A 23,455-nucleotide genomic window follows, 5' to 3' on the forward strand; every position below is an offset into this window, starting at 1 on the left:
GGGTGCTATCTAACCACCCAGCGGCTTGAACTCAAGGCTATCAATGCTCACGTTCTCTGCACGGACCGTCGCGAAACTGGTGAAACCGGCATCCCGGAGCTGGTCGAGAAGCTGCGGCAGTTTCTTGGGCCGCGCCTCGAGCCGCACTCGCTTGCCGTCCTTGATCAACACGGCCTGCAGACGCACGAGTGTCGCCGCCTCAACGTCGGCGTCGTACACGAGGGCGACTTGATCGTCGTCGGTTGCCGCGCCAAGCTCAACGAGGTCAACCAGGCGCTCGAAACCAAGCGAGAACCCCACAGCGGGAACGTCACTGCCCAAGAAACGGCCGATCATTCCGTCGTAGCGCCCGCCGCCACCGAGCGAATATCCGAGTGCCGGATGCGCGACCTCAAAAATGGCGCCCGTGTAGTAGCCCATCCCCCGCACCAACCACGGGTCGAATTCAATGAGCGAGCCGGAATCGCCGCGACCCGCTTCAACCGCGTGACCGATCGCCGCGAGTTCAAGGATGACCTCTTCGGTGACTCCAGCGGGCAGCGCGGCACGGATCGCATCCGCATTGAACTGAGGACGGGTTTCGGGCGCCGGGCGCCGAAGGAATTCGGCGAGCGCCGCCACCGGAGCGTCCGGAAAAGCGCGCTCGCGAAGCTCAGCAATGACTCCGTCGGCACCGAGTTTGTCGAGCTTGTCGACGGTGATGAGCACCGCTTCGTGCTCCTTGGCCGGGAACCCGAGGATGGTGAGCGAGCTCGTGAGCAAGCGACGGTCGTTGACACGGATGGTGCAGCCCTCTACTCCGAGAGCGTCGAGGGTCGCCGCCGTAGCGGTGATGAGTTCGATTTCAGCGCTGGGGCCCGCTTCGCCCATGATGTCGATATCGCACTGCACGAACTGGCGGTAGCGGCCCTTCTGCGGGCGTTCGGCACGCCAGACGGGCGCCATCTGAATGGAACGGAACACCTTAGGCAGTTCAGCACGGTGGGTCGCATAGAACCGAGCAAGCGGAACGGTGAGGTCGAACCGCATCCCGAGGTCAGCAAGATCGAGAGCGTCGGATGCCGCCTGCAATTTCTCTGCCGTAAGCCCGCGCTTCATCACGGCGAAAGCAAGCTTCTCGTTGTCACCGCCCAGGCCAGCATGCAGCCGTGAGCTGTCCTCCATCACGGGGGTTTCGATCTCGTCGAACCCGTGCGCGCGATAGCTGCTCCGGATCACGCCGAGAACGCGCTCGCGCTGAGCCTTTTCTGCCGGAAGGAAGTCCCGCATACCGCGGGGAGGATTAACCGTTGACGCCATGATTCCTATTCTCTCGCACGCGACAGGGGTTCGCTGCTACCGCGCAACCTCAGCGAGCAGTTGCTCGATTCGCTGACGGTGGTGGCTGACTGCGGCGTTAAAGACGGCGGCGGATGCTTCGCGGTTCTGATTGAGAACGAGGTCGAACTGCACGCCGTGGAACATGTTCACGAGAAGCCGTGCCTCGAGCTGAGCTTGCTCTTCGGTGAGGCCGAACGCGACGAGCGCTGCAGAGCCCATCGTGATCCACTGGGCGAACAGTGGGCGCGTCACACTGAGCTCGTCGCGCTCAACAGCCTCGAGCAGCCCCGCTTCGAGTTCGAGACGCTGGCGGTGCAAATTTTCGGGCAGCTGCGTCCATTGCCACGACAGATACAGGCTGTTGAAGTAATCGTCGAGGGTGTGAACGGGCAGCCCGGCAGCTTCCTCGGGGCTCGCCCCACGCGCGTTGGCGTGAACGATCTCGCGGATGAGCTCGGCCCGCGTTCCAAAATGGTAGACGAGCGTAAAGGTGCTGACGTCGAGCGCTTTCGCGAGCGAACGGAATGTGAGGCTAGACAGCGGTTTGTCAGCAAGATGGGCAATAATTTGCTGAACAAGGGCTGGCTTGCGCGTCGGGTCGGGTCTGCGTGCCATGGTTATTAACATAACGGTTGTTTGCTAATGAACGAAGCAACAGTTATGATTTCTCCTTGTGCCAGAAACCTGTTATCGGCACCACAACAACGTGAAACCCTCTCACCAAGGGCTTCTCCAGCGCTGGATCGGCAGGACGGGTAATCCTACCGATTCATCAACGCGCGATGCCATTCTGTAAACGATCGACGTGCGATCACATGTCTCGTTTGCTGGCATTGCGCCGGTGCCCTCCTTATTCGGGTTAAGGGGGGCACCACCCATCCGGGTTTCGGGGAGCGTCGAGACCTAGCTCGACGTCTCGTGTTCCTTGATCTCCTCAGTCAGCTGCCGAAGAGCCGTGCGTAACGCTCGTTCTGAATCCAAGCCATTAGCTTTCGCGGATGCCACAATCGCCAGCAACAGCGGGCCCAGTTCGTCTTCTTCCGTGACATTGATCGCGCCGGGAGCCGTGGCATCCAGAAGCCCCACTTTGTGAGCGCGGCCCAGAAGTTTGTCGGCCAACGCCAACGCGGGCATCTTCGCGGGGATGCCGTCGGTGACACTCGTGCGGTGTGGTTTCTCGACTTTTTTGAGGTCATCCCACACGGCGATCACGTCATCCGCGGTTTCTGCGGTGGTGTCGCCAAACACGTGCGGGTGCCGACCGACCATCTTGGCCGTCATGTTCGCGGCCACATCTTCGAGCGTGAAGCGCCCGGCCTCAGCCGCGATGTCGGCGTGAAAGAGCACCTGATAGAGCACGTCGCCCAACTCTTCGACCATGTCAGCGTCGTCACCGCTTTCGATCGCCTCGACGAGTTCGTACGTCTCCTCCACGAGATGCTTCACGAGTGACTCATGCGTTTGATCGCGGTCCCACGCGCACCCGCCCGGGGCCCTCAGCCGCTCGAGCGTGGCGATGAGGGTGTCGAGTTCAGGATGGGGCGCAACAGGCTCGGTCATAGATCCATCCTCCCACTCTCGAAAGTAAGAGGAAATCACGAACACCAAAGGGGTATGTCGCGAGGCCAACCGCGCCCATTGTCGGTCACTATATGAAACGTGGACCCGAAGAACACGTCTCCCGAGCGCGCCTCCAGCGTCCCCTCGTCCGCTCCTCTGACGCGTCGTGTGGTCGCCGGCTTCATCCACCTTTTTCGGCCGCTGCTGAAGGTCAATCTGCTGGCGTATCGTGTCGACACTGCCAACGCGCTCTTCCCGATCGGGATCCCCGCGGGTGAAGTTGACGCACCCGCACCTGTTCGGATGCTTTTCGTCGGAGATTCCGCAGCGTCGAGCTACGGGGTACTCAATCACGGCCTCGGAGTCGTCTCGCAAACGGCCCGGAATGTTGCCCGCGAGCTAGCCTCAGGATGCACGTGGACCACCATCACTGATGCCGAACTCACCATGGCTCGCACCGCCACGGAGATCGCTCACGCTGACCTCGACGTCGACGTTGTCGTGGTTGTGCTCGGTCCGCCCGATGTACTCCTCGGCACTACCGCCACCGAGTGGAGTGCCGGACTGCACACCATCATTGACACCGTGCGCCGAGGCCGACATCCGGATTGCCCCGTGGTCATCGCCGCGGTGCCGCCGATGTACCGTTTTCGGGCTATGCCTCGCTTCGTTCAACGGCTTCTCGCGCTGCAAATTACTCGCCTCAACCGAGCCTCGCTCGCCCTCGCCGAGAGCATTCCCGGTATCAGCTACTCACCGTTTCCCAGCCTCGAGACCTGCACCGAGTTCATTCAAGACAGCCTCAATTGGAGAACGGTTCATTCGCTGTGGGGCAAACAGCTCGGCGCCACTGCGGCGCTTGCCCTTGCCTCCCACCTCGGAAGCGGTCGCGGCATTAGGGACGCGGACTAGCGGAACGACAAGTCGGTAACGTTACGTGGCCAGGGTGACCCTACTCGCGCCGCTGAGCCCGCGCGCGTGCGAGAATCGTGGCGTGTCTGCTCCCCAAAAACGTACTCGCCTCGTGGGCGTCATCATCGTTCTCGCCCTCGTGGGCGGCGCGGCCGCTGCCGCCTATTCCGGCGCCACCTTGCCGGGTGCAACGAGCGATGGCGCATCGCTGGCGGGCAACACAGAGAGCTCAGGTTCGGCATCCGAAGCACCGACGACATCCGCCACCGATACCGCCGCGAGCGAAGCTGAAGCCACGAGCGGAAACGACGTCCCCTCGGGCGCTTTCGCGGCGACCGTCGCCTATGTGCACGACGGCGACACCCTCTACCTCGACGACGGCACCGAGGAGCTGAAGGTACGCATGATCGGGCTCGACACCCCCGAACTCGCCAGCCAACAGCAGCCGGATGCCGAAGAATGCTACGGAATCGAAGCCCGGGACCTCCTGCGCGACTTTCTCCCGGAGGGCACGGACGTATGGGCGCTCGAAGACCGTGAGCCCGAGGACCGCTACGGTCGCTCGCTCCTGTACGTCTACCTTCAGGACGGCACGCTCGTGAACCTTGCCATGGTTGAACTCGGCGCTGCCGAAGCTCTCAAGGTCGGGCTCAACGACCGCTTTTGGCCCGAGCTGCGCGACGCTGAAGACGACGCCTACGCCGCAAAGCTCGGCATGTGGGGCGCCTGCTAACCTCCGCCTGCACGCACGACTCAGACGGAGCGCGCGAACCGGGTCGAGCATCCAACCAGTCCGTGGCACGATTGGTGCATGCTTGACCCCGCACACCCGCTCATGCTCGCCCTGCTGTGGGTCGTGCTCCTCGGAGTCCTTGCAACCCTTGCGATAAGAACGTTTCGTCGTGACCAACGCGAATATCGTCGCTTCAAGCGCTTTCGCACCACGAAGCGTCGCCAACTCATGTTGCGTCGCTGGCTGCTGATCTCGTTCTCACTGTTCGGCGGTCTCGCTCTGGTTGCGCTGCTGGCAAGTGGAGCATTCGCTACTCCCCTGCTGCGCCAGGTGCAGGCTTGGCCCTGGGTGTCCTGGCTGCTCGACGTGTTTGCCGCTCGTCCCACCCTGACCGCTGGGGTGCTGATCGGGCTCGCTATCGGGTTCATTGCGGTCACCGTTCTCGCAATCATCTCGGTGCGCAACGAGGGCGAGGAAGTCGTGGCCGTCGGCGACGTTCAAGCGATCCTCCCGCGCAACCGCCAAGAGCTCGTGCTGGGCGGATTGCTATCGATCAACGCCGGAGTCGTCGAAGAACTACTCTTTCGCCTCGCGCTACCCGCGCTGTTGTTCGCTACCACTGGCAACGCCGTCGTCGCGATCGTCGCTAGCCTTGTGCTGTTCGGCCTCATGCACTCGTACCAAGGTCTGGCAGGCATCATTGTGACCACGGTGCTCGGCGCCATCTTCATGGCCATCTACGTGCTCACCGGCAGTATTCTCGTGACGATCATCGCCCACGCACTGATCGACCTGCGCTCGCTCGTACTTATCCCGATGGCCATCGGGGGCGTTCATCGCATTGATGGTCGCCGCAATCCGCTCGCGTTTACGCCGAAGCCGAAGCCCGGGAATGTCGAGCCGGATGCCGCAGCTTCCACCTCGGCAACGCCGACTAATGCAGCCCCGGCGCCCGTCTCCGTGGAGGGCGCACCGGCGGAGCCTATCTCCGCAGAGCCCACGCCCTAGCTGACACCGCTACCGGTCAGCTACTTCTTCGGTGCGGATGCGGAGCCGGCATCCTTGCTTTCCTTCGCCTCTTTCGCTTTCGCTGCCGCTTTGTCGACGGCAAGCTTCTCGGCAGCCTCTGCCGCGAGTGCGACTTCTTTGAGCTCTTCGACGGTGTCTTGAGCGCCAAACACTGACACCAAAAGTTCCTTCGCCCACTCGATGAGGGCGCCATCATCGGCACCGGTCGGCAGCGGGATGATCGCGGTCGACGCCGCCGAGTGATACTTGGAACCCGGGTACATGCGCTGCAATCGCACTTGCTTCGAGTCGAGAAGATCGGCCGGCGCGATGCGCAACTTGTCTCCCATGACGACCACTTCGCTCAGCTTCAAGCGCTGCGACATCCGACGCAGACGCGACACCGCGATGAGGTGCTTCACTTCCTCGGGTGGCTCACCGTAACGGTCGGTCAGCTCGTCGAGCACACGATCGATGCTGTCGGCGGATGCCGAGGGCGAGCTGGCCGTGGAGAGCTTTTGGTAGGCCTCGAGTCGCAGTCGCTCGCTCTCGACGTAGTCTTCGGGGATGCTGGCATCCACCGGCAGTTCGAGCCGCAACTCAGTCTGGCCTTCGGCGACATCGCCGCGGAAGGTGGAGACGGCTTCGCCGATCATCCGCAAGTACAGGTCGAAGCCGACACCGGCGATGTGGCCGGACTGTTCGCCACCGAGCAGGTTACCGGCACCACGAATCTCGAGGTCCTTCATCGCGATCTGCATACCGGCGCCGAGCTCGTTATTCGCGGCAATCGTGTCGAGGCGTTCGTGCGCGGTCTCGCTCAGCGGCTTCTCTTCGTCATACAAGAAGTACGCGTAGGCGCGTTCGCGGCCACGACCCACTCGCCCGCGCAACTGGTGGAGCTGGCTGAGGCCGTACTTGTCGGCACGGTCGATGATGAGCGTGTTGGCATTCGGGATGTCGAGCCCGGTTTCCACAATCGTCGTCGAGACGAGCACGTCAAACTTGCGATCCCAGAAGTCGACCATCACCTGTTCGAGCGCTGCTTCGGGCATCTGGCCGTGGGCGATCGCGATGCGAGCATCCGGAACCAGTTCGGCAATCTTCGCCGCTACCCGGTTGATCGAACTCACGCGGTTGTGCACGTAGAAGACCTGGCCTTCACGCAGCAGCTCACGGCGAATGGCCGCGCCAACCTGACGCTCGGAATACGGGCCCACGAAGCTAAGAATCGGATGCCGGTCTTCGGGCGGCGTCGCAAGAGTCGACATTTCGCGGATGCCTGTGACGGCCATCTCGAGCGTGCGCGGAATCGGGGTTGCCGTCATTGCCAGGATGTCGACGTTGGTCTTGAGCTTCTTGAGAGCATCTTTGTGCTCAACACCGAAACGCTGCTCCTCATCGATGATGACGAGCCCGAGGTCTTTGAACGCGACGCTCTTGGAGAGCAGGCGGTGGGTGCCGATGACAACATCCACGGTGCCGTCAGCGAGGCCGGCAATGGTTTCGCGCGACTCTTTCTCGGTCTGGAAACGGCTGAGCGCCCGCAAGTGCACGGGAAAGCCGGCAAAGCGATCGGCGAAGGTTTCCATGTGCTGGCGCACCAACAGGGTCGTCGGCACGATCATCGCGACCTGCTTGCCATCTTGAACGGCCTTGAACGCGGCGCGAACGGCGACCTCGGTCTTGCCGTAACCGACGTCACCGCTGAGCAGGCGGTCCATCGGAACCGGGCTCTGCATATCGGCTTTGACTTCGTCGATTGTCGTCAACTGATCGGGAGTTTCGGCGTAGGCGAAGGCTTCTTCGAGCTCGCGCTGCCACGGAGTATCCGGCCCGAAGGCGTGGCCCTTGCTGGCCATGCGTGCGCTGTAGAGCTTGACGAGTTCAACAGCGATGTCGCGAACGGCCTTGCGCGCCTTGCTCTTGGCCGCCGACCAGTCGGTGCCTCCCATTTTGTTGAGCGAGGGTGCCTCACCGCCAACATAGCGCGACAGCAGGTCGAGCTGATCGGTGGGCACGTAGAGCTTGTCACCGGGGTACCCGCGCTTGTTGGGCGCGTACTCCAGCACCAAGAACTCGCGCTGAGTCTTGACCGCGTTGCGACCGCCCGTGCTGACCTGCCGCGTGACGAGTTCGATGAACTTGCCGATGCCGTGAGTCTGGTGCACGACGTGGTCGCCGCTCTTGAGTTGCAGCGGGTCAACGACGTTCTTGCGGCGAGTGGCGAGCTTGCGCGCCGGGCGCGAGGCGTAGCCGACCGATCGGCCGAAGAACTCGCCCTCGCTCAACACCGCGAGCTTGGCTTCGGGCATGGCGAAACCATGGTCGACGGATGCGCGAAGTAAATACGCAACGCCGGGTTCCGAGGTCTCGGGGAATGCCTCAACCGCGCGGCCGGAGATCTCGCGCTCCCCCAGCAGGTCGGCGGTGCGCTCCACGAGCCCGGCACCTTCGGCGACGATCGCGACCGTCCAGCCGTCGGCGAGCAGCGTGCCCACATGGTCGAGGGCACCATCGAGGGTTCCCGCGAACGAGGGCGTGGCGGTGGCATCGATACGCACGTATTCGGATGCTTCTTCGGCGGCGTCGATCAGGTTCGCGGCATCCGCTTCACCCGAATCAAAGGTGCTGAGGGTCCACCAGGGACGATCCCCGGCGGAGGCGCGCAGCTTGTTCAGAGTGACAAAGTCGCCGGCATCCAAATCAATGGGCGCTTCGGCACCGGCGGTCGCGGCATTCCATGCCGCGCTCAAGAATTCTTGGTTGGTCTCGGCGAGGTTCACTGCACGCGAAGAAACTTTCTCGGGCGAGAGAACCGCGATGGCAGAGTCCGCGGGAAGGTAGTGCGTCAGCGGCACGAGCTTGTCAACGAGAGCGGGCGCGAGGGACTCCATGCCGTCGACGGGAATACCCTCGGCAATCTTGGCCAGCATTGTGGAGAGGCTCGGGAACTCGTGCTGCATTTCGCGGGCACGTTGGCGCACCGAATCGCTGAGCAGCAGTTCACGACTCGGCACAAGCTCGGCGTACTCGATGTCGCCGTCGATTGAACGCTGGTCAGCCACCGAGAACTCGCGCAGCTGCTCAAGCTCATCACCGAAGAATTCAAGACGAAGCGGATGCTCGTGGTTGGGAGCAAACACGTCGAGAATGCCGCCGCGCACGGCGAACTCACCGCGACGAGTAACCATGTCGACTCGGGAATATGCCAGTGCCACGAGTCGCGCTGATAACGCGGAGAGGTCGTAGTTGCGACCGCCCTTGGTGAGGATGACCGGTTCGATCGTGATGAGGTTGTCGGCAATAGGTTGCAGTGCTGCTCGAACGGAGGCCACCAGCACAAACTGGCCCACCGGGTTCGCCTGCCACTTGGCCAGGTCGCGCAGCGCCTGCATCCGCTTGCCGACTGTTTCGGCGCTGGGGCTCAAGCGTTCGTGCGGCAGAGTCTCCCAGGCGGGGAACTCCACGATCTGGGCGTCAGGAAGGTAGCTCGCGAGCGAGCGGCGCAGCGATTCAGATTCGCGGCCGGTAGCGGTCACCGCGAGCATCGAGCGCGGCGAATCGGATGCCGTGAGTAGACCGCCGAGGAGGGGCGCCCGTAGCCCTTCGACGAGCGAGAAGTCGGCGCTGCGCTCGGAGTACCGCAGGGCGCTCTCTACGGTTTGGGCGCGCGAAAGTGCTGAGATAATTCCGTCGAGAGTCACCGGTTTACTCTACTCGCGGCCACCGACGCTGCGATGAGAGTTCACCCACAGCGCAGCAGAAGTACGCGGGGCACCGAGCGACGCAGTCGCTAGGCACGAGACGGGCTCGCGCCGGCAGAACTAGCGCGGGCTATGGAAGCGCTGTTGCGCTGCTTCGAGACCTTCTTTAGCAACCATCGCTACGGCATCCGCGGCGTCACCAAGAAGGTTCGGCAGAACCTTGCGCTCATCGCCGGAGAAGTCTCGGAGCACAAAATCAGCGGCCGGCTGGCGGCCGGGCGGGCGGCCGATACCGACGCGAACACGCGTGAAATCGGGAGAACCGACAGCGGCAGCTATATCGCGGATGCCGTTGTGGCCTCCGTGACCGCCACCGGTTTTGAGCTTCACGGTATCGAAGTCGATGTCGAGTTCATCGTGCACGACGATGAGGCGCTCGACAGGAATCTTGTAGAACCGCATGAGCGCGGCGGTAGGCCCGCCCGACAGGTTCATGAAGGAATTGGGCTTAGCCAGAATCAGCTTGGGTCCATCCCCAAAGCTGCGACCTTCTGCCACGGCAGCGTTCGCTTTGTGGTTCTTGAAAGTGGCCGACAATTCGTCAGCCAAGTGGGCCAGCACCATGTGCCCCACGTTGTGGCGATTACCGGCGTAGCCGGGCCCGGGGTTACCGAGCCCGACTACTAACCATTGGTCATCCACGATTTCTCGCTTACGGAAGAATCTGATTATTCAGCAGCCTCTGCGGATGCAGCCTCAGTTGCTTCGCCCTCAGCAGCGTCGCCCTCAGCAGCGTCAGCAGCAGCACGCGGGGTGCTGACAGCGATAACGAGAAGCTCGGGGTCGGAGAGCAAGTTCGAGCCCTCGACGAGCGTGACGTCCTTGGCGTAGATGTGCTGGCCGTCTTCGAGGCCCTCGATGTCGACGGTGAAGTACTCGGGAATGTGAGTTGCTTCAGCCTCAACCGAAACGGTCGGTGCGTCGAGGTTGGCAAGGGTGCCCGGAGCCGACTCGCCGGTGATGTGGATCGGCACGTCAACGATGACCTTTTCACCCTTGCGGATGACAACGAGGTCGATGTGCTCGATGATCTGGCGAACGGGGTCCTTCTGAACGTCCTTCACGAGGGCGAGCTGGCTCTTGCCGTTGATGTCGAGGTCCAAGATCTGGTTCGACTTACGGAGGATGAGGCCGATCTCGTGACCCGGGAGGGCAACGTGGATGGGGTCGGTGCCGTGACCGTAGATGACGGCAGGAATCTTGCCGAGGGCACGGAGCTTGCGAGCAGCACCCTTACCGAAGGATTCACGAGCATCTGTAACAACGTGGTTTACGCCTGGCTTAGCCATAGTTATCTCCTGTTTAGACCGAAGTCTGTTGTGGGCTCAGCGCCTGCAACGAACGGAGTGCTCGTGGCGGGTTCAGTGCCCAGATCATTATCTGTAGTTCAACTCGAACGCCGACAAACCAGTGGTCTGCCGCGTGAGGAAAAGCCCTGTCAGGAAATAACCCTGAGACTTGCCCGCCGCGTCGATAACGGAACCGGATGGTTCCCTCGCCGAAGTTCAACTGCCGAGTTTACACGGTTTGCGCCGGCTGTCAGCCACGAATTCGGGATCGCAGGGCCACTCAATGAGCGCTACAGAAGCACTACTCTTGAAGCATGCCCGGAAGTCTTCACGCACGCGTGCTCAACGATGTCGGGCTCAGCATCGTTTCGGGCGAGATCTCCCCCGAATCCACGATTCTCGCCGAACAGCTTGAAGAGCGGTACAGCGTCTCCCGGTCGGTCGTTCGTGAAGCCGTGCGCGTGCTGCAATCGCTTGGCATGGTCGCCTCCGTCAAGCGAGTCGGAATGCGCGTTCAGCCGATGTCGGAGTGGAGTCTCTACGACCCCCTCGTGATTCGCTGGCGCCTTGAACAGGTCGAGAACGGACGCCAGTTGCGCTCGCTCACCGAGCTGCGCAGCGCGATCGAACCTCAGGCCGCGAAACTTGCCGCGCTGCATGCCTCCGACGAGGCCGCCGGCGAGCTACTGGCACTGGCCGCGCGAATGCGGGCCGTGGGCCGCTCAGGCGACCTCGAATTGTTTCTCGAGCTCGACATCCGCTTTCACTCGCTCGTTCTTGCCGCGAGTGGCAACGAAATGTTTGCCCGCCTCGACCGCGTGATCGCCGAAGTACTCACGGGTCGCACCAATCGCGGCCTTATGCCAGCGACCCCGCACGAAGAAGCGCTGCAGTTACATGTGGATGTCGCGGACGCTATCCAAGGCAAGCGTCCTGACGACGCCTACGCCGCGATGGAACGCATCATGAGCCGCACGAGCGAAGAAGTCGAACGCATCTGGGATGGCGAACCCCGCATCTTCCTTGACTAGAGGCCGCGCTCTCCACGCTCAGCACCCTAGAAGCGCAGCTCAACCGACTCGCAGCACGCTAGAAGCGCAGCGACCTAGAAGCGCAGCGACCTAGAAGCGCAGCGACCTAGAAGCGCAGCAGCACCTTGCCGCTGTTCTCCGAATCCTTAGCAACGGCGAAGGCTTCGTGAGCATCGGATGCCGCGAACTCGTGCGTCACGATCGGCCCGACGACGAGGCTGCCGTCGGCGAGCGCCGCAATGACGTCGTCGATCTCGTCGTTGAAGCGGAAGGAGCCGACGAGCTCGAGCTCGCGCGTGATGGCGAGCGAGATGAGCGCGGGCTGCTGACCGGAAGGCAAAAGCCCCACCATGACGACGCGGCCGCCACGGGTGGCACCGCGCACGGCAGACTCGAGACCGCGGTAGCTGCCCGAGGATTCAAAGACGATGTCGGCGTCGACGGCGGCGATGGAATCCGCATCGGTGGCGTGAAGAGTCTCAGTTGCACCAACCTGGCGGGCGATGGCGAGAGGGCCGACGAACATGTCGACGGCCACAATCTCGCTCGCTCCGGCGCGCTTCAAAACGGCAACGATGAGCGCGCCGATCGGGCCGGCGCCAATAACGAGAGCACGTTTTCCGCGAACGTCGCCGGCACGCGAAACGGCATGCCAGGCCACGCTGGCGGGTTCGACGAGAGCGGCATCGCGCAGGGTCAACGAGTTAGGGAGTGCTCGCAGCATCCGGCTCGGCAACGTCACGAACTCGGCGAAGGCACCTTCGGTGTGCGGAAAGCGCGCGGCACTGCCGAGGTAGGTGCAGCCGGGCGAGAGGTTGGGGCGGTCTTCTGGCCAGCGCGGCTCGGTACCACCGGGGGTTGCCGGATGCACGGCCACGGCTGTTCCCGCTGCGGGGCCCGTGCCATCGGCAGCCTGCTGGATGACTGTGCCGACAACCTCATGGCCCAGGATCATGGGCGCCTTGAGAATCGACTCCCCCGCTGCACCGTGCGACCAATAGTGCAGGTCAGACCCGCAGACCCCGCCGAACGCAATCTGGATCACGGCTTCGTCGGCGGCCGGAGCGGCCAACGGAATGCTTTCCACGCGCAAGTCATCTTGAGCGTGAATCGTGACCGCGAGAGTTTCGGCGGGGGCTGCACTTGTCATGACAATCTTTTCTATAGAACGGTGCCGGCAGCGACGCGCGGCGGTGAAACAGGGTGTTAGACGACGACCGTCATACCGCCATCGATGAAGATGACCTGACCGTTGACGTAGTCAGAGCCGCTCGAGGCGAGCCACACGGCGGGGCCGCCCAGGTCGGCGGGAGTTCCCCAGCGACCGGCCGGCGTGCGCCCGAGAATCCAGTTGTTGAAGGTGTCGTCGTCGACGAGCGCCTGCGTCATCTCAGTGTGGATGTAGCCGGGAGCGATCGCATTGATCTGCAGCCCGCCACTCGCCCACTCCGCCGTCATCGCCCGTGTGAGATTGCGGATGCCGCCCTTCGAGACCGTGTACGGCCCGATGGTCGGTCGCGCAAGGTCGGTCTGTACCGAAGCGATGTTGATGATCTTGCCCTCGCCGCGCTGCAGCATGTGCCGGGCAACTTCGCGCCCGACGAGGAACGCGCTGGTGAGGTTGGTGGAGATGACTCGGTTCCAGTCCTCCACGTCGAGGTCGAGCATCGGCTCGCGATGCTGGATGCCCGCGTTGTTCACGAGCACCCCGATCGCACCGATGGATGCCTCGATCTCGGCGATTGCGGTGGCGACAGCCGTGGCATCCGCAACGTCAAACGCGCGAGCGTAGACGCGTTCTGCCCCAAACTCGGCGCTGAAGTTGGCGTGAGTGGCGGCGAGCCGCTCTTCATCGCGACCGTTCAGCACGATTGTTGCGCCGGCTTCGGCGAGGGCTTGGGCGATGACGCGCCCGATTCCTCGGCTGGATCCGGTAACAAGGGCAATGCGCCCGGTGAGGTCAAACAGAGTGGATGCCACAGCTATCTCCTAGAACATTCCGGCGACGATGAAAATGACGAACGCGATCGCGAAGCCCATGACACCGACGAGTGCCTGACCAACGGTCCACGTGCGCAGGGTGGTCTGGGTGTCCATGCCGAAGAAGCGGCTGACCAACCAGAAGCCTGAGTCGTTGACGTGACCAGCAAACACTGAACCAGCGGCGAGTGCGAGCACGATGGCTGCCAGTTCGACCGGGTTAAGGCTGGCGTCGGCCAGAACAACGGGCTGGATGAGCGCTGCCGCCGTGGTGAGCGCGACCGTGGCCGAACCCTGAGCAACACGGATAATCGCAGCGATCACGAAGCCGGCCACGATGAGCGGCATGCCAATCGACTCGAGCGAGGTGGCGATGCTGGCGCCGATTCCGCTGGCACGCAGTACGCCACCGAACATTCCACCGGCACCGGTGATGAGGATGATGGAGCTAACCGGGCCGAGCGCGCTGTCGACGATCGTCTCGATGAGCGTGCGCTCCTTGTTGCGCTTCCAGCCGAGCAGCCACATGGCGAAGACCACGGTGATGAGTAGTGCGATCGGGGTTTCACCGAGCAGGCGCAGAACCTGAACGAGCGGGCTTTCGATATCAACGACGCCAGCAGTAGCGAGCGCGTTAAGACCCGTGTTCATGAAGATGAGTACGAGGGGCAGCAGGAGCAGGAAGAGAATCGTGCCGAGCTTGGGGTTCGACTTGAACTGGGCAGCCTTCTCGTCATCCTGACTTCCGAAGAGGATGTCGGGAATCGCGATGTCGAAGCGCTTACCGGTCCAGGTGCCGAACTTGTAACCAACGACGTACCAGGTGGGCAGGGCAACGATGAGACCGAAGATGAGGACGAGGCCGACGTCGGCACCGAGCAGCCCGGTGGCGGCGACGGGGCCGGGGTGCGGCGGAACGAAGATGTGCATGACCGAGAATGCGACAGCCGAGGGGAAGGCGTAGAAGAGCAGCGATCCACCGAGACGACGTGCCACGGTGAAGATGATCGGCAACATGACCACAAGGCCGGCGTCGAAGAAGATGGGGAAACCCATCATGAGAGACGCGACAGCGAGCGCTAACGGTGCACGCTTCTCACCGAAACGACCGATCAGCGAGTCGGCGAGCACTTGCGCTCCCCCACTCATTTCGAGCATCCGCCCGAGCATGGCTCCCAAACCGACCAGCAGCGCAACACTCGCTAGAGTGCCGCCAAAGCCCGACGTGAGAGTCGGGATTATCTGGTTCGTCGGGATACCGGCAGCCACGGCAGTCACGAGGCTGACGATGATCAACGAGAGGAACGCGTGAACGCGGCCCACGATGATCAGCAGCAGCAGCAGCGCAATTGCGCCGGCGGCTAGCAGGAGGAGGCCCCACGTGGGCAACTCCCACAGCAGTTGGAGGTCGGTCATCATTGTCCTAACTTCTTTTGTGCAGCTCAGGCGACGAACGCGTCGATGAGGTCTTTTTTGATGGACCGGACAATGTCGTCCGGAGTCTGGGTGAGGTCGACGAGCACACCGCGCTCATCGTCCTGAAGGGGTTCGAGCGTGTCGAACTGGGAATCGAGCAAGCTGTTGGGCATGTACTCGTGGTTGCGGTGCGACTGGCGTTCGGCGATGACTTCGCGTTCGCCGTTCAAGTGCACAAAAACTGTGGTGGGAGCGTAAGCGGTCAGCATGCGGCGATAAGACCGCTTGAGCGAAGAGCAGGCGACGATGATGGGGTTACCGTCAGCGAGTTCGGCGCCGATGCGTTCGGCGATGATCTCCAGCCACGGGGCGCGGTCTTCGTCGTTGAGCGCGTGACCGGCGGCCATCTTCGCTTTGTTGGCGCGAGGGTGAAGGTCGTCGCCGTCGATGAACTGCATGCCCAGTTCAGCGCCGAGGGCAGCGCCAACGGTCGACTTACCTGATCCAGAGACACCCATCACGATGAGGGGTGGAAATTGTGAAGCCACGGTCTTCCTAACATTGGACGCATCGTTACGTCTGATATCAATCTGACCAGTGTGCCTTAAAACAGACTTATTACAAACTATCTGAGCAAATATCTCCGAAGATTGCTTTCGGACGCCCTGCCGACCGCCGCCCGACCGCAGGGTTCTGCCGCAGAAACTTCTGGCTTACCCGTGGTCGCGGTGGGAGAATGAGGCAAGGGAAGGAATTGCTATGAGCGAGAACCTGAACGATCCGGTGGAGCAACTCACACCGGAGACCTGCTGGGAATTGCTGCGCACCGCCACTCTGGGCAGGATCGCCGTGAGCTTTCAGGGAGAGCCTGAGATAACCCCGGTGAATTTCATCGCCGTCGACAATCGACTGATGTTACGAACGGCGCAGGGAACCAAGCTGCTCAAACTCACGATCAATGATCGAGTCGCTTTCGAGACCGACTACGTGGGCCCGCACACTGCGTGGAGCGTGGTGGCCAAGGGAACGGCGCGCATCGTCGAATCTCAAGATGAGATTTACGACGCCGACCAACTACCGCTGACACCGCTGATCCCGACGCTGAAATACGTCTGGGTAGAAATTACGCCGACGGAAGTTTCTGGGCGACGCTTCACGCTCGGGCCGGAGCCCGAGCGCTACTAGCGGCTGATAGTGGGCGCCGCATCCTCGGCGCCCGGCACGCTGCGACCTAGAGCGCGCCCTTGCCCGTCGAGCCGATCGGAATCGCGGTCATGCGAGTGACAGCGACCTCGGCAGTCAGGTACTGACCAATCTCTCCGACGAGAGCAGCGACAGCGGGGCTGCTGCCGTGGTCGTCGAGAAGCGCTTCTGACTCCCACTTTTCGATCATGACGAGAGTGCCATCCGCCGCTTCGTGAATGGCGTAGAGCTCGCAGCCGGGCTCGTCGTGCACGAGAGGAAGCGCGGTGTGGAGCGCGGCAACAACCGCATCCCTGCTGTCGGGGCGAATGTGAAAAATAGCGGTAACGATCACTGGTTGGGTCATGGTGCCACGCTACTCCTCGCCCCCTGCGTTTCCGCAAGGTAAGTATGACGACGACGAGGAAGGCTGAATGGATGCCGCGAGCCTGCTGCGCGGTGTGCCCTAGGCTTGATCACTGGGCCAGCCAGCCATTCTGAATCGGCCCGCCACTTTGTCCCAGAGTCAAGGAGTGAACGATATGACCGCTGCTGAGCAAGCATCCGCAAACATTGGCGTAGTAGGGCTCGCAGTTATGGGCTCTAACCTCGCCCGCAACCTCGCGAGCCGTGAGGGCAACACCGTTGCCATCTACAACCGCTCCTACTCGAAGACCGAGACCCTGCTCACCGAGCACCCCGAAGCTAACTTCGTTCCGGCATCCGACTACGCCGAATTTGCGGCGTCGCTGTCGAAGCCCCGCACCGCCATCATCATGGTGCAGGCCGGCAAGGGCACGGATGCCGTAATCGACGCTCTCACCGAAGCGTTTGAGCCCGGTGACATCATCGTCGACGGCGGCAACGCGCTCTTCACCGACACCATCCGCCGCGAGAAGGCAGTGCGCGAAACCGGCATCAACTTCGTCGGTGCGGGAATCTCGGGTGGCGAAGAGGGCGCACTGCTCGGCCCGTCGATCATGCCCGGCGGTTCCGCAGAAGCGTGGGAGACCCTCGGCCCGATCCTCAAGTCGATCGCCGCTGTTGCCGAAGGCGAGCCCTGCGTTACCCACGTGGGCACCGACGGTGCAGGTCACTTCGTCAAGATGATTCACAACGGCATCGAATACGCCGACATGCAGCTCATCGCTGAGGCCTACGACCTCATCCGCCAGGGCACCGGCGCGACCCCGGCCGAGATCGCCGACATCTTCGCCGAGTGGAACAAGGGCGAGCTCGAGAGCTACCTCATCGAGATCACCGCCGAGGTTCTGCGCCAGGTCGACGCCAAGACCGACAAGCCCCTCGTGGACATCATTCTCGACCAGGCTGGTTCTAAGGGAACCGGCGTGTGGACAGTGCAGACCGCCCTCAACCTCGGAGTGCCCGTGTCGGGCATCGCCGAAGCTGTGTTTGCTCGCGCCGTCTCGTCGAAGCCTGCTCAGCGTGCGGCAGCCGCAGCGCTGCCCGGCCCGAGTTCGGTGCCCGCCATCGAAGACAAGGCAGCCTTCATTGAGGATGTTCGCCAGGCTCTTTACGCCTCGAAGATCATCGCGTACAGCCAGGGCTTCGACGCGATCGTCGCCGGCGCTGAAGAGTACAACTGGGACATCAAGAAGGGCGAGATCGCCAAGATCTGGCGCGGTGGTTGCATCATCCGTGCGCGCTTCTTGAACCGCATCACCGAGGCCTACGCCGAGAACCCGGGCCTGGTGGCTCTGGTCACCGCGCCGTATTTCACCGACGCGATGGCAGGCACGCAGGATTCCTGGCGCCGTGTTGTCGGTGGCGCTGCCGCCGCAGGCATCCCGACCCCCGCATTCTCGTCGTCGCTTGCCTACTACGACAGCCTGCGCGCACCGCGCCTGCCTGCTGCCCTCGTTCAGGGACAGCGCGACTTCTTCGGCGCTCACACCTACAAGCGCGTCGACATGGATGGCACCTTCCACACGCTGTGGTCGGGCGACCGTAGCGAAATCGAAGCGACGGACTCGCACTAAGCGGGTTCACTCACTACCTGCACTAGCGGGGATGGCGGCGAACCTCGGTTCGCCGCCATCCCCGTTTCTGAGCGGCCGCGCGGGGCGATCCTCAGCGGTCAGTGACAGAATGGCATGACCATGAGCTTGTCTGACGAAAACCCCGAACTCGACGGCTACGTACCCCACGGAGAACGCCCGCTACGATCACGCGCCTTCAAGTCCGTGATGCGGGTCGTAGTTGTTCTTGGCCTCATCGGCCTCGTCGTTCCCGGCATCGTTTCGGCAGCAGGCACCGCGAACAACACTGCGCATCGAACGTGCGCTGTCTACACCGAATACCTTGCGCCCCAAGCCGTGTCCTACGACGTTCGCTTCGAGCTCACGGGAGATGGCGATCCGGGTTGGAAGTGTTACGCAATATCGTTCAACGGTGGCGAGACACTCTTGCGTTCGCTCGGGCTCATCCCCGGCCCCGCCGTTCTTCCGACGAGCCCGGCAGACAACAGCTAATCGTTCGCGAGCAGCTGCTCTCGCACTTCACGACGCAGAATCTTGCCGATGAGGGATCGCGGCAGTTCATCCACAATCTCGATTCGCTTGGGAACCTTGTACGCCGCGAGGTTACGTCGCAACGCCTCGCGCACGGCACTCTCGTCGAGCGATGCTCCCGGCGCCAGCACGACCGCGGCGACGACATCTTCGCCACTGTGTTCGCTCGGCAGACCGACAACGGCGGCATCGGCGATGCCGTGCTGCTGCCGAAGGGCCTCCTCGACCTCGCTCGGCGCCACGTTGAAACCACCCGTGATGATGAGCTCTTTGATGCGGTCGACAATCCGGACGAACCCACTCGGGTCGACCGTGACGATGTCGCCGGTGCGGAACCAGTCTGAGCCTGAGTCAGTCGCTTTCACGAAGACCACGGCTGTCTCTTCTGGCTTATCCCAATAGCCGGAGAACACCTGCGGACCACGGGCCAGCAACTCGCCCTCCTCCCCCGGTGCTCGGTCGACCGTGGGATTCTCCGGGTCGACTACTCGAATCTCGGTGCTCGGTAGCGGCAGCCCGATGGAGCCGGGGCGCCGTGTGGGGCCCACCGGATTGCAAATGAGAAGGGGGCTCGTTTCAGAGAGGCCATAGCCCTCCACCAACGTGCCGCCCGTGCGGGCTTCCCACGGTTGCACGACGGAGGGCGACAGCGGCATTGCTCCGGAGATAGCGACCTCAATACCTTTGAGCGACACTCCCGCCGCATCCGCCGCGGCTGTAAGCCTTTCGAAGATAGGAGGCACCGCCGGCAAGAAGGTGGCCGGTCGCTTCTTGATGACCGCCAAGACTAGCTCCGGGTCAAACTTGGGGAAGAGCACGAGACGCGCGCCCATGCTCATCGCAAACGTGAGGCAGAGCGTAAGGCCATAGGCGTGGAACATCGGCAGTACGGCGTAGATGACCGCGCTACCCCGAGGAACAGCCGGAACCCACGCCCGTGCTTGAGCGGCGTTGGCCGAGAGGTTGAGGTGGCTGAGCATCGCCCCCTTAGGGCTGCCCGTTGTGCCGCTGGTGTATTGGATGAGCGCAAGATCGCTCGCGACGGGGCGCGCGATGCGCTCGTCGATGCGCTCGGACTTGAGCAGGTCTTCCCACACGATGGTGCCCTGCACCGTCGTGGTGAGAGCCGCACGCGATTCCCGCGCCTTCGCGATGGGCAAGCGCAGCAAAGTGCGCGTCTTCAGCGGCATGGCTCGTGTGACATCGACCGAGATAATCGTCTCGGCCGCGACATCCACCGGCATCTCCTGCAGAGTGTTAACGACGTTGTTCCACGCGATGACAACGCGGGCGCCGTGGTCTTCAAATTGGTGGCGCAACTCGCGCGGCGTGTACAGCGGATTGTGCTCGACGACGACGCCGCCGACGCGCAACACGGCGTAAAAAGCGACGATGTGCTGGGGGCAGTTCGGCAGAACGAGAGCGACAGTGTCGCCCTTCTGCACGCCCAGCAAACGCAGCCCTTCAGCCGCCCGGTCAATTTGCTCGCCAAGTTCGGCGTACGTGGTTTCGTTGCCGAAGAATTCGAGCGCGACGGCACGCGGATACTCCGCAATGGTCGCCGCCACGAGATCGTACAGCGACCCTTCGGGCAACGTAATTTCGTGGGCAACGCCCTCGGCGTAGCTAGAGAACCAGGGTTGATCGGACAACTCAGTCATGACTTAACTGTATGCCGCCAACCGTGCAACCGATTACATCTGGGGCACTAAAAACGTCGAGAAATTTAGGCGGCACCGTCGAACATCGAGGTTACCGATCCATCGTCGAATACTTCGTGGATGGCGCGAGCCAGCAGCGGAGCGATCGGCAAAATGGTGAGGGTGGGGAACCGCTTGTGTTCCGGCACGGGCAGGGTGTCGGTGACAACTACAGAGTCGATGAAGTCGCTCTGCAAGATTGTCGGAGCCGGGTCAGAGAAGATGGCGTGAGTTGCTGCCACAACGACCTTAAGGGCGCCAGCTTTCTTGAGCGCCTCTGCAGCCTTGACGATCGTTCCACCGGTGTCGATCATGTCGTCAACGAGCAGGCAGACGCGGCCATCGACGTCACCGACGATGTCGTGAACCGTGACCTGGTTAGGGACCAGCGGGTCGCGGCGCTTGTGAATGATGGCCAGCGGAGCGCCGAGCTTGTCGCTCCAGATGTCGGCGACGCGAACGCGGCCCATGTCGGGGCTCACAACCGTGAGGGTGGAGGGGTCGAGCTGCTTCTGGAAGTGTTCGAGGAGCACGGGCATGGCGAAGAGGTGGTCAACCGGGCCGTCGAAGAAGCCTTGAATCTGGGCAGCGTGCAGGTCGACGCTCATGATGCGGTCGGCGCCAGCAGCCTTGTAGAGATCAGCGATGAGACGGGCGCTGATCGGCTCGCGGCCACGGCCCTTCTTGTCTTGTCGAGCGTACGGGTAGAAAGGCGAGACAACGGTGATGCGCTTGGCCGAGGCACGCTTGAGCGCATCCACCATGATCAGCTGTTCCATGAGCCATTCATTGATGGGCTCAGTGTGCGACTGGATGACGAAGGCATCGCAACCGCGAACGCTCTCGTCGTAGCGAGCGTAGATTTCACCGTTGGCGAAAGTGCGTGCGTCAGTGGGTACGAGGTCGCTACCCAGCTCAGCGGCGATGTCGATCGCGAGCTGCGGGTGTGCGCGCCCGGAAACAAGCACGAGTCGTTTTTGACCGGAGATCTTGATGCTGGCCACTGGGGGGACTCGCTCTCTGCCGCGGTTACGGCGTACTTCGGTCAGGCGTTGTTTTCGTCGGTTGCTGCGGCGGCTGCGTGAGCCGCTGCAGTGCCCGCGCGATTGGTTTCAACCCAGCCACTGATATTGCGCTGCGGAGCGACGGTGATGCCCAAGGAGCCTGCCGGTACATCTTTTCGGATGACCGAGCCGGCTCCGGTGTACGCTCCGTCACCAATCCTAACCGGAGCGACGAAGACGTTGTGCGACCCGGTGCGCACGTGGGCGCCCACAACCGTTCGGTTCTTGTTCACTCCGTCGTAATTTGCGGTGATGGTGCCGGCACCCACATTGGACTGTTCGCCCACTTCGGTGTCGCCGATGTAGCTGAGGTGAGGAACCTTGCTGCCCTCGCCGATGGTGGAGTTTTTGGTCTCCACGAAGGTGCCGATCTTGCCGTTGACGCCCAATTTCGTGTTGGGGCGAAGGTAGGCGAACGGGCCGACAGACGCGTTGGCGCCGATCACGCTGAGCGTGGCATCCGTGCGCTTCACAACCGCATTCTCGCCAACTTCACAGTCGACCAGAGTGGTGTCTGGGCCAATGATGGCACCCGATTGCACGAGCGTGGCGCCCTTGAGTTGAGTGCCGGGCAGAATTTCGACGTCGGGGTTGAGCGTAACGTCGGCGTCGATCCACGTGGTGGCGGGGTCTTCGATGGTGACACCCGCGCGCTGCCACTTCTGCACAATGAGCTCGTTCATGCGGCGAGCGGCCTCGGCCAGTTGCACGCGATCGTTGACTCCCGCGACCATCCAGCCGGCAGTGACGGGCATGGCCGCCACGGTGGCGCCGACTCCGCGAAGCAGACCTACGACATCCGTGATGTATTTCTCGGACTGAGCGTTGTCGGTCGTGATGCGAACGAGCTGCTCGCGGAGCGGGCCGACCCGGAACGCGTACGTGCCCGAGTTGATCTCAGTGATCGAAAGCTCGTCAGAGTTCGCATCTTTCTGCTCCACAATGCGATCGAGGCCGCCGTGAGCATCACGCACGACGCGGCCATAGCCGGTGGCGTCATCAAGAATCGCTGACAGCACGGTAGCTGCGGCCGACTGCGCGCGGTGCTGCTCGAGCAATGCCGCGAGGGTGGCCGAATCGAGAAGCGGGACGTCACCGCTGACGACAACGACATCCCCGTCGAAGTCGGCAGGCAAAGAATCGACCGCGACCTCAACGGCGCGACCAGTGCCGGCGACATCGTCTTGATCAACGATCAGGATGTCGGGCATGAGCTCGGTGAGTGTCGCCACCACTTCGTCACGCTGGTGACGCACAACCGCGATCACGTGATCCGGGTTCAGCTCGCGCGCCGAGGCGACAACGTGGCCGATAAGCTCGCGGCCGGCAAGGCGGTGCAACACCTTGGGCTTGGCAGACTTCATACGAGTGCCTTGGCCAGCGGCGAGAACAATGACGGCGAGTTTGTGTTCGGTCATAGTTCTATTCTGCCCTGAATGAGCGGCGCTCAGAACGCGCGCCCCAAAACTCGGGAACGAGGAGAAGCGAGATATTCTTCTGGCTCGCGCGGTTAGCGGTTCAAGCTGTCCTCGTAAGCAGCGGCCGCGGCGTCGAGCTCCTCCGATTCCACGAACGGATCGTCCGGAAGCAGGTCGGGACGATCAATGCTTGTGCCGTTTGAACAGACATAGTCGTCGTGCCAGTCGTCGTTATAAGTCGGGTCCCAGATACAGAGCCATCCCCCTCTCGCTTCGCTTTCGGTGGGTTGTTGATCTGCGGAGTTTTCGCCTTCGGCCTGAACGGGCTCCGGAGATGGTTGATAGCCGTCTTGACTATCGAAATAGGACGAACAACCCGAAAGTGCGAGCACAGCCACGATCAGGACAACAGCAGAGCGGCGATACATTGGCGGCAAAGCCTCTCGGATTTAAGCGGTGAGCGAGTCAGTAATCATCCAGAGATTACAGCGGCATTCAGCCATCAGCCAGCCCCCAACTCAGGGTTCAACGCAGGTCGCGCAAC

At 62.4% G+C, this 23,455-nt stretch carries 22 protein-coding genes; 7 read left to right on the plus strand and 15 right to left on the minus strand.

All coding sequences use genetic code 11. The features are described 5' to 3' along the window. Positions 1-9: 9 nt before the first annotated feature. The 3 genes from hisS to I6E58_RS12630 form a co-directional block, all read right to left on the minus strand. The gene (gene hisS, locus I6E58_RS12620; protein ID WP_197134244.1) at positions 10-1,299 is read right to left on the minus strand and encodes a histidine--tRNA ligase; all 1,290 of its coding nucleotides are present in this window, start codon (positions 1,297-1,299) and stop codon (positions 10-12) included. Positions 1,300-1,335: 36 nt separating this feature from the next. Continuing rightward, positions 1,336-1,935, minus strand: a complete 600-nt coding sequence (locus tag I6E58_RS12625; RefSeq protein WP_231595631.1) for a TetR/AcrR family transcriptional regulator — start codon at positions 1,933-1,935, stop codon at positions 1,336-1,338. Positions 1,936-2,223: 288 nt separating this feature from the next. Further along, positions 2,224-2,880 carry a YabN family protein gene (locus I6E58_RS12630; protein WP_197134247.1) on the minus strand — a complete coding sequence of 219 codons (657 nt, stop codon included), beginning with the start codon at positions 2,878-2,880 and terminating at the stop codon, positions 2,224-2,226. A 99-nt stretch (positions 2,881-2,979) separates the two neighbouring features. Between I6E58_RS12630 and I6E58_RS12635 the strand changes: the two genes are divergently transcribed. The 3 genes from I6E58_RS12635 to I6E58_RS12645 all read left to right on the plus strand — a co-directional run bounded on the left by I6E58_RS12635 (position 2,980) and on the right by I6E58_RS12645 (position 5,533). Further along, positions 2,980-3,792, plus strand: coding sequence for an SGNH/GDSL hydrolase family protein (locus I6E58_RS12635; RefSeq protein WP_307842139.1), 813 nt, complete (start codon positions 2,980-2,982; stop codon positions 3,790-3,792). A gap of 82 nt (positions 3,793-3,874) precedes the next feature. Continuing rightward, on the plus strand, positions 3,875-4,525 hold the full coding sequence (locus tag I6E58_RS14490; RefSeq protein ID WP_197134249.1) for a thermonuclease family protein: 651 nt from the start codon (positions 3,875-3,877) through the stop codon (positions 4,523-4,525). Between the two features lie 78 nt (positions 4,526-4,603). Beyond that, entirely contained in the window at positions 4,604-5,533 is a 930-nt protein-coding gene (locus I6E58_RS12645) for a CPBP family intramembrane glutamic endopeptidase (protein ID WP_197134252.1), read from the plus strand. 20 nt (positions 5,534-5,553) lie between these two features. Here the strand turns inward: I6E58_RS12645 and mfd are convergent, their stop codons facing one another. The 3 genes from mfd to I6E58_RS12660 form a co-directional block, all read right to left on the minus strand. Further along, entirely contained in the window at positions 5,554-9,240 is a 3,687-nt protein-coding gene (mfd, locus tag I6E58_RS12650) for a transcription-repair coupling factor (protein WP_197134255.1), read from the minus strand. 120 nt (positions 9,241-9,360) lie between these two features. After that, the gene (gene pth / locus I6E58_RS12655; RefSeq protein WP_100389665.1) at positions 9,361-9,942 is read right to left on the minus strand and encodes an aminoacyl-tRNA hydrolase; all 582 of its coding nucleotides are present in this window, start codon (positions 9,940-9,942) and stop codon (positions 9,361-9,363) included. Positions 9,943-9,968: 26 nt separating this feature from the next. Next, positions 9,969-10,589 (minus strand): 50S ribosomal protein L25/general stress protein Ctc, encoded by a 621-nt coding sequence (locus tag I6E58_RS12660; protein WP_197134258.1) that lies wholly within the window; start codon positions 10,587-10,589, stop codon positions 9,969-9,971. 314 nt (positions 10,590-10,903) lie between these two features. On the opposite strand from I6E58_RS12660, the gene I6E58_RS12665 reads away from it, so the two are divergent. Next, the gene (locus tag I6E58_RS12665) at positions 10,904-11,620 is read left to right on the plus strand and encodes a FadR/GntR family transcriptional regulator (RefSeq protein ID WP_197134261.1); all 717 of its coding nucleotides are present in this window, start codon (positions 10,904-10,906) and stop codon (positions 11,618-11,620) included. A 106-nt stretch (positions 11,621-11,726) separates the two neighbouring features. Here the strand turns inward: I6E58_RS12665 and I6E58_RS12670 are convergent, their stop codons facing one another. The 4 genes from I6E58_RS12670 to I6E58_RS12685 are packed head-to-tail and all read right to left on the minus strand — an operon-like array spanning position 11,727 to position 15,564. Continuing rightward, positions 11,727-12,770: an L-idonate 5-dehydrogenase gene (locus I6E58_RS12670; RefSeq protein ID WP_197134264.1), complete on the minus strand. Its 1,044-nt coding sequence runs from the start codon at positions 12,768-12,770 to the stop codon at positions 11,727-11,729. 56 nt (positions 12,771-12,826) lie between these two features. Then, entirely contained in the window at positions 12,827-13,600 is a 774-nt protein-coding gene (locus I6E58_RS12675) for an SDR family oxidoreductase (protein ID WP_197134267.1), read from the minus strand. A 9-nt stretch (positions 13,601-13,609) separates the two neighbouring features. After that, on the minus strand, positions 13,610-15,019 hold the full coding sequence (locus I6E58_RS12680) for a GntP family permease (RefSeq protein ID WP_197134270.1): 1,410 nt from the start codon (positions 15,017-15,019) through the stop codon (positions 13,610-13,612). A gap of 23 nt (positions 15,020-15,042) precedes the next feature. After that, positions 15,043-15,564 carry a gluconokinase gene (locus I6E58_RS12685; protein WP_197134273.1) on the minus strand — a complete coding sequence of 174 codons (522 nt, stop codon included), beginning with the start codon at positions 15,562-15,564 and terminating at the stop codon, positions 15,043-15,045. A gap of 211 nt (positions 15,565-15,775) precedes the next feature. On the opposite strand from I6E58_RS12685, the gene I6E58_RS12690 reads away from it, so the two are divergent. After that, entirely contained in the window at positions 15,776-16,201 is a 426-nt protein-coding gene (locus tag I6E58_RS12690; RefSeq protein WP_129073228.1) for a pyridoxamine 5'-phosphate oxidase family protein, read from the plus strand. A gap of 46 nt (positions 16,202-16,247) precedes the next feature. On the opposite strand, the gene I6E58_RS12695 is transcribed toward I6E58_RS12690, so the two are convergent. Continuing rightward, positions 16,248-16,565, minus strand: a complete 318-nt coding sequence (locus tag I6E58_RS12695) for a putative quinol monooxygenase (RefSeq protein WP_197134276.1) — start codon at positions 16,563-16,565, stop codon at positions 16,248-16,250. 175 nt (positions 16,566-16,740) lie between these two features. On the opposite strand from I6E58_RS12695, the gene gndA reads away from it, so the two are divergent. Together gndA and I6E58_RS12705 are read left to right on the plus strand one after the other, a co-directional pair. Next, positions 16,741-18,198 carry an NADP-dependent phosphogluconate dehydrogenase gene (gndA, locus tag I6E58_RS12700; RefSeq protein WP_197134280.1) on the plus strand — a complete coding sequence of 486 codons (1,458 nt, stop codon included), beginning with the start codon at positions 16,741-16,743 and terminating at the stop codon, positions 18,196-18,198. Between the two features lie 120 nt (positions 18,199-18,318). Further along, positions 18,319-18,690, plus strand: a complete 372-nt coding sequence (locus I6E58_RS12705; RefSeq protein WP_197134283.1) for a hypothetical protein — start codon at positions 18,319-18,321, stop codon at positions 18,688-18,690. Here the strand turns inward: I6E58_RS12705 and I6E58_RS12710 are convergent. The 4 genes from I6E58_RS12710 to I6E58_RS12725 all read right to left on the minus strand — a co-directional run bounded on the left by I6E58_RS12710 (position 18,687) and on the right by I6E58_RS12725 (position 23,339). Next, entirely contained in the window at positions 18,687-20,390 is a 1,704-nt protein-coding gene (locus I6E58_RS12710) for a long-chain-fatty-acid--CoA ligase (protein WP_197134285.1), read from the minus strand. The two genes, I6E58_RS12705 and I6E58_RS12710, sit on opposite strands and share 4 nt — an antisense overlap. Before the next feature lie 65 nt (positions 20,391-20,455). Further along, a complete protein-coding gene (locus I6E58_RS12715) occupies positions 20,456-21,433 on the minus strand; it encodes a ribose-phosphate diphosphokinase (RefSeq protein ID WP_129073225.1) in 978 nt (325 codons plus the stop codon). A 41-nt stretch (positions 21,434-21,474) separates the two neighbouring features. Then, positions 21,475-22,911 (minus strand): bifunctional UDP-N-acetylglucosamine diphosphorylase/glucosamine-1-phosphate N-acetyltransferase GlmU, encoded by a 1,437-nt coding sequence (gene glmU / locus I6E58_RS12720; protein ID WP_197134288.1) that lies wholly within the window; start codon positions 22,909-22,911, stop codon positions 21,475-21,477. 92 nt (positions 22,912-23,003) lie between these two features. Beyond that, a complete protein-coding gene (locus I6E58_RS12725) occupies positions 23,004-23,339 on the minus strand; it encodes a hypothetical protein (RefSeq protein ID WP_197134291.1) in 336 nt (111 codons plus the stop codon). Positions 23,340-23,455 lie beyond the last annotated feature (116 nt).

Source organism: Salinibacterium sp. SWN1162 (assembly GCF_015864675.1).
GTDB lineage: Bacteria > Actinomycetota > Actinomycetes > Actinomycetales > Microbacteriaceae > Rhodoglobus.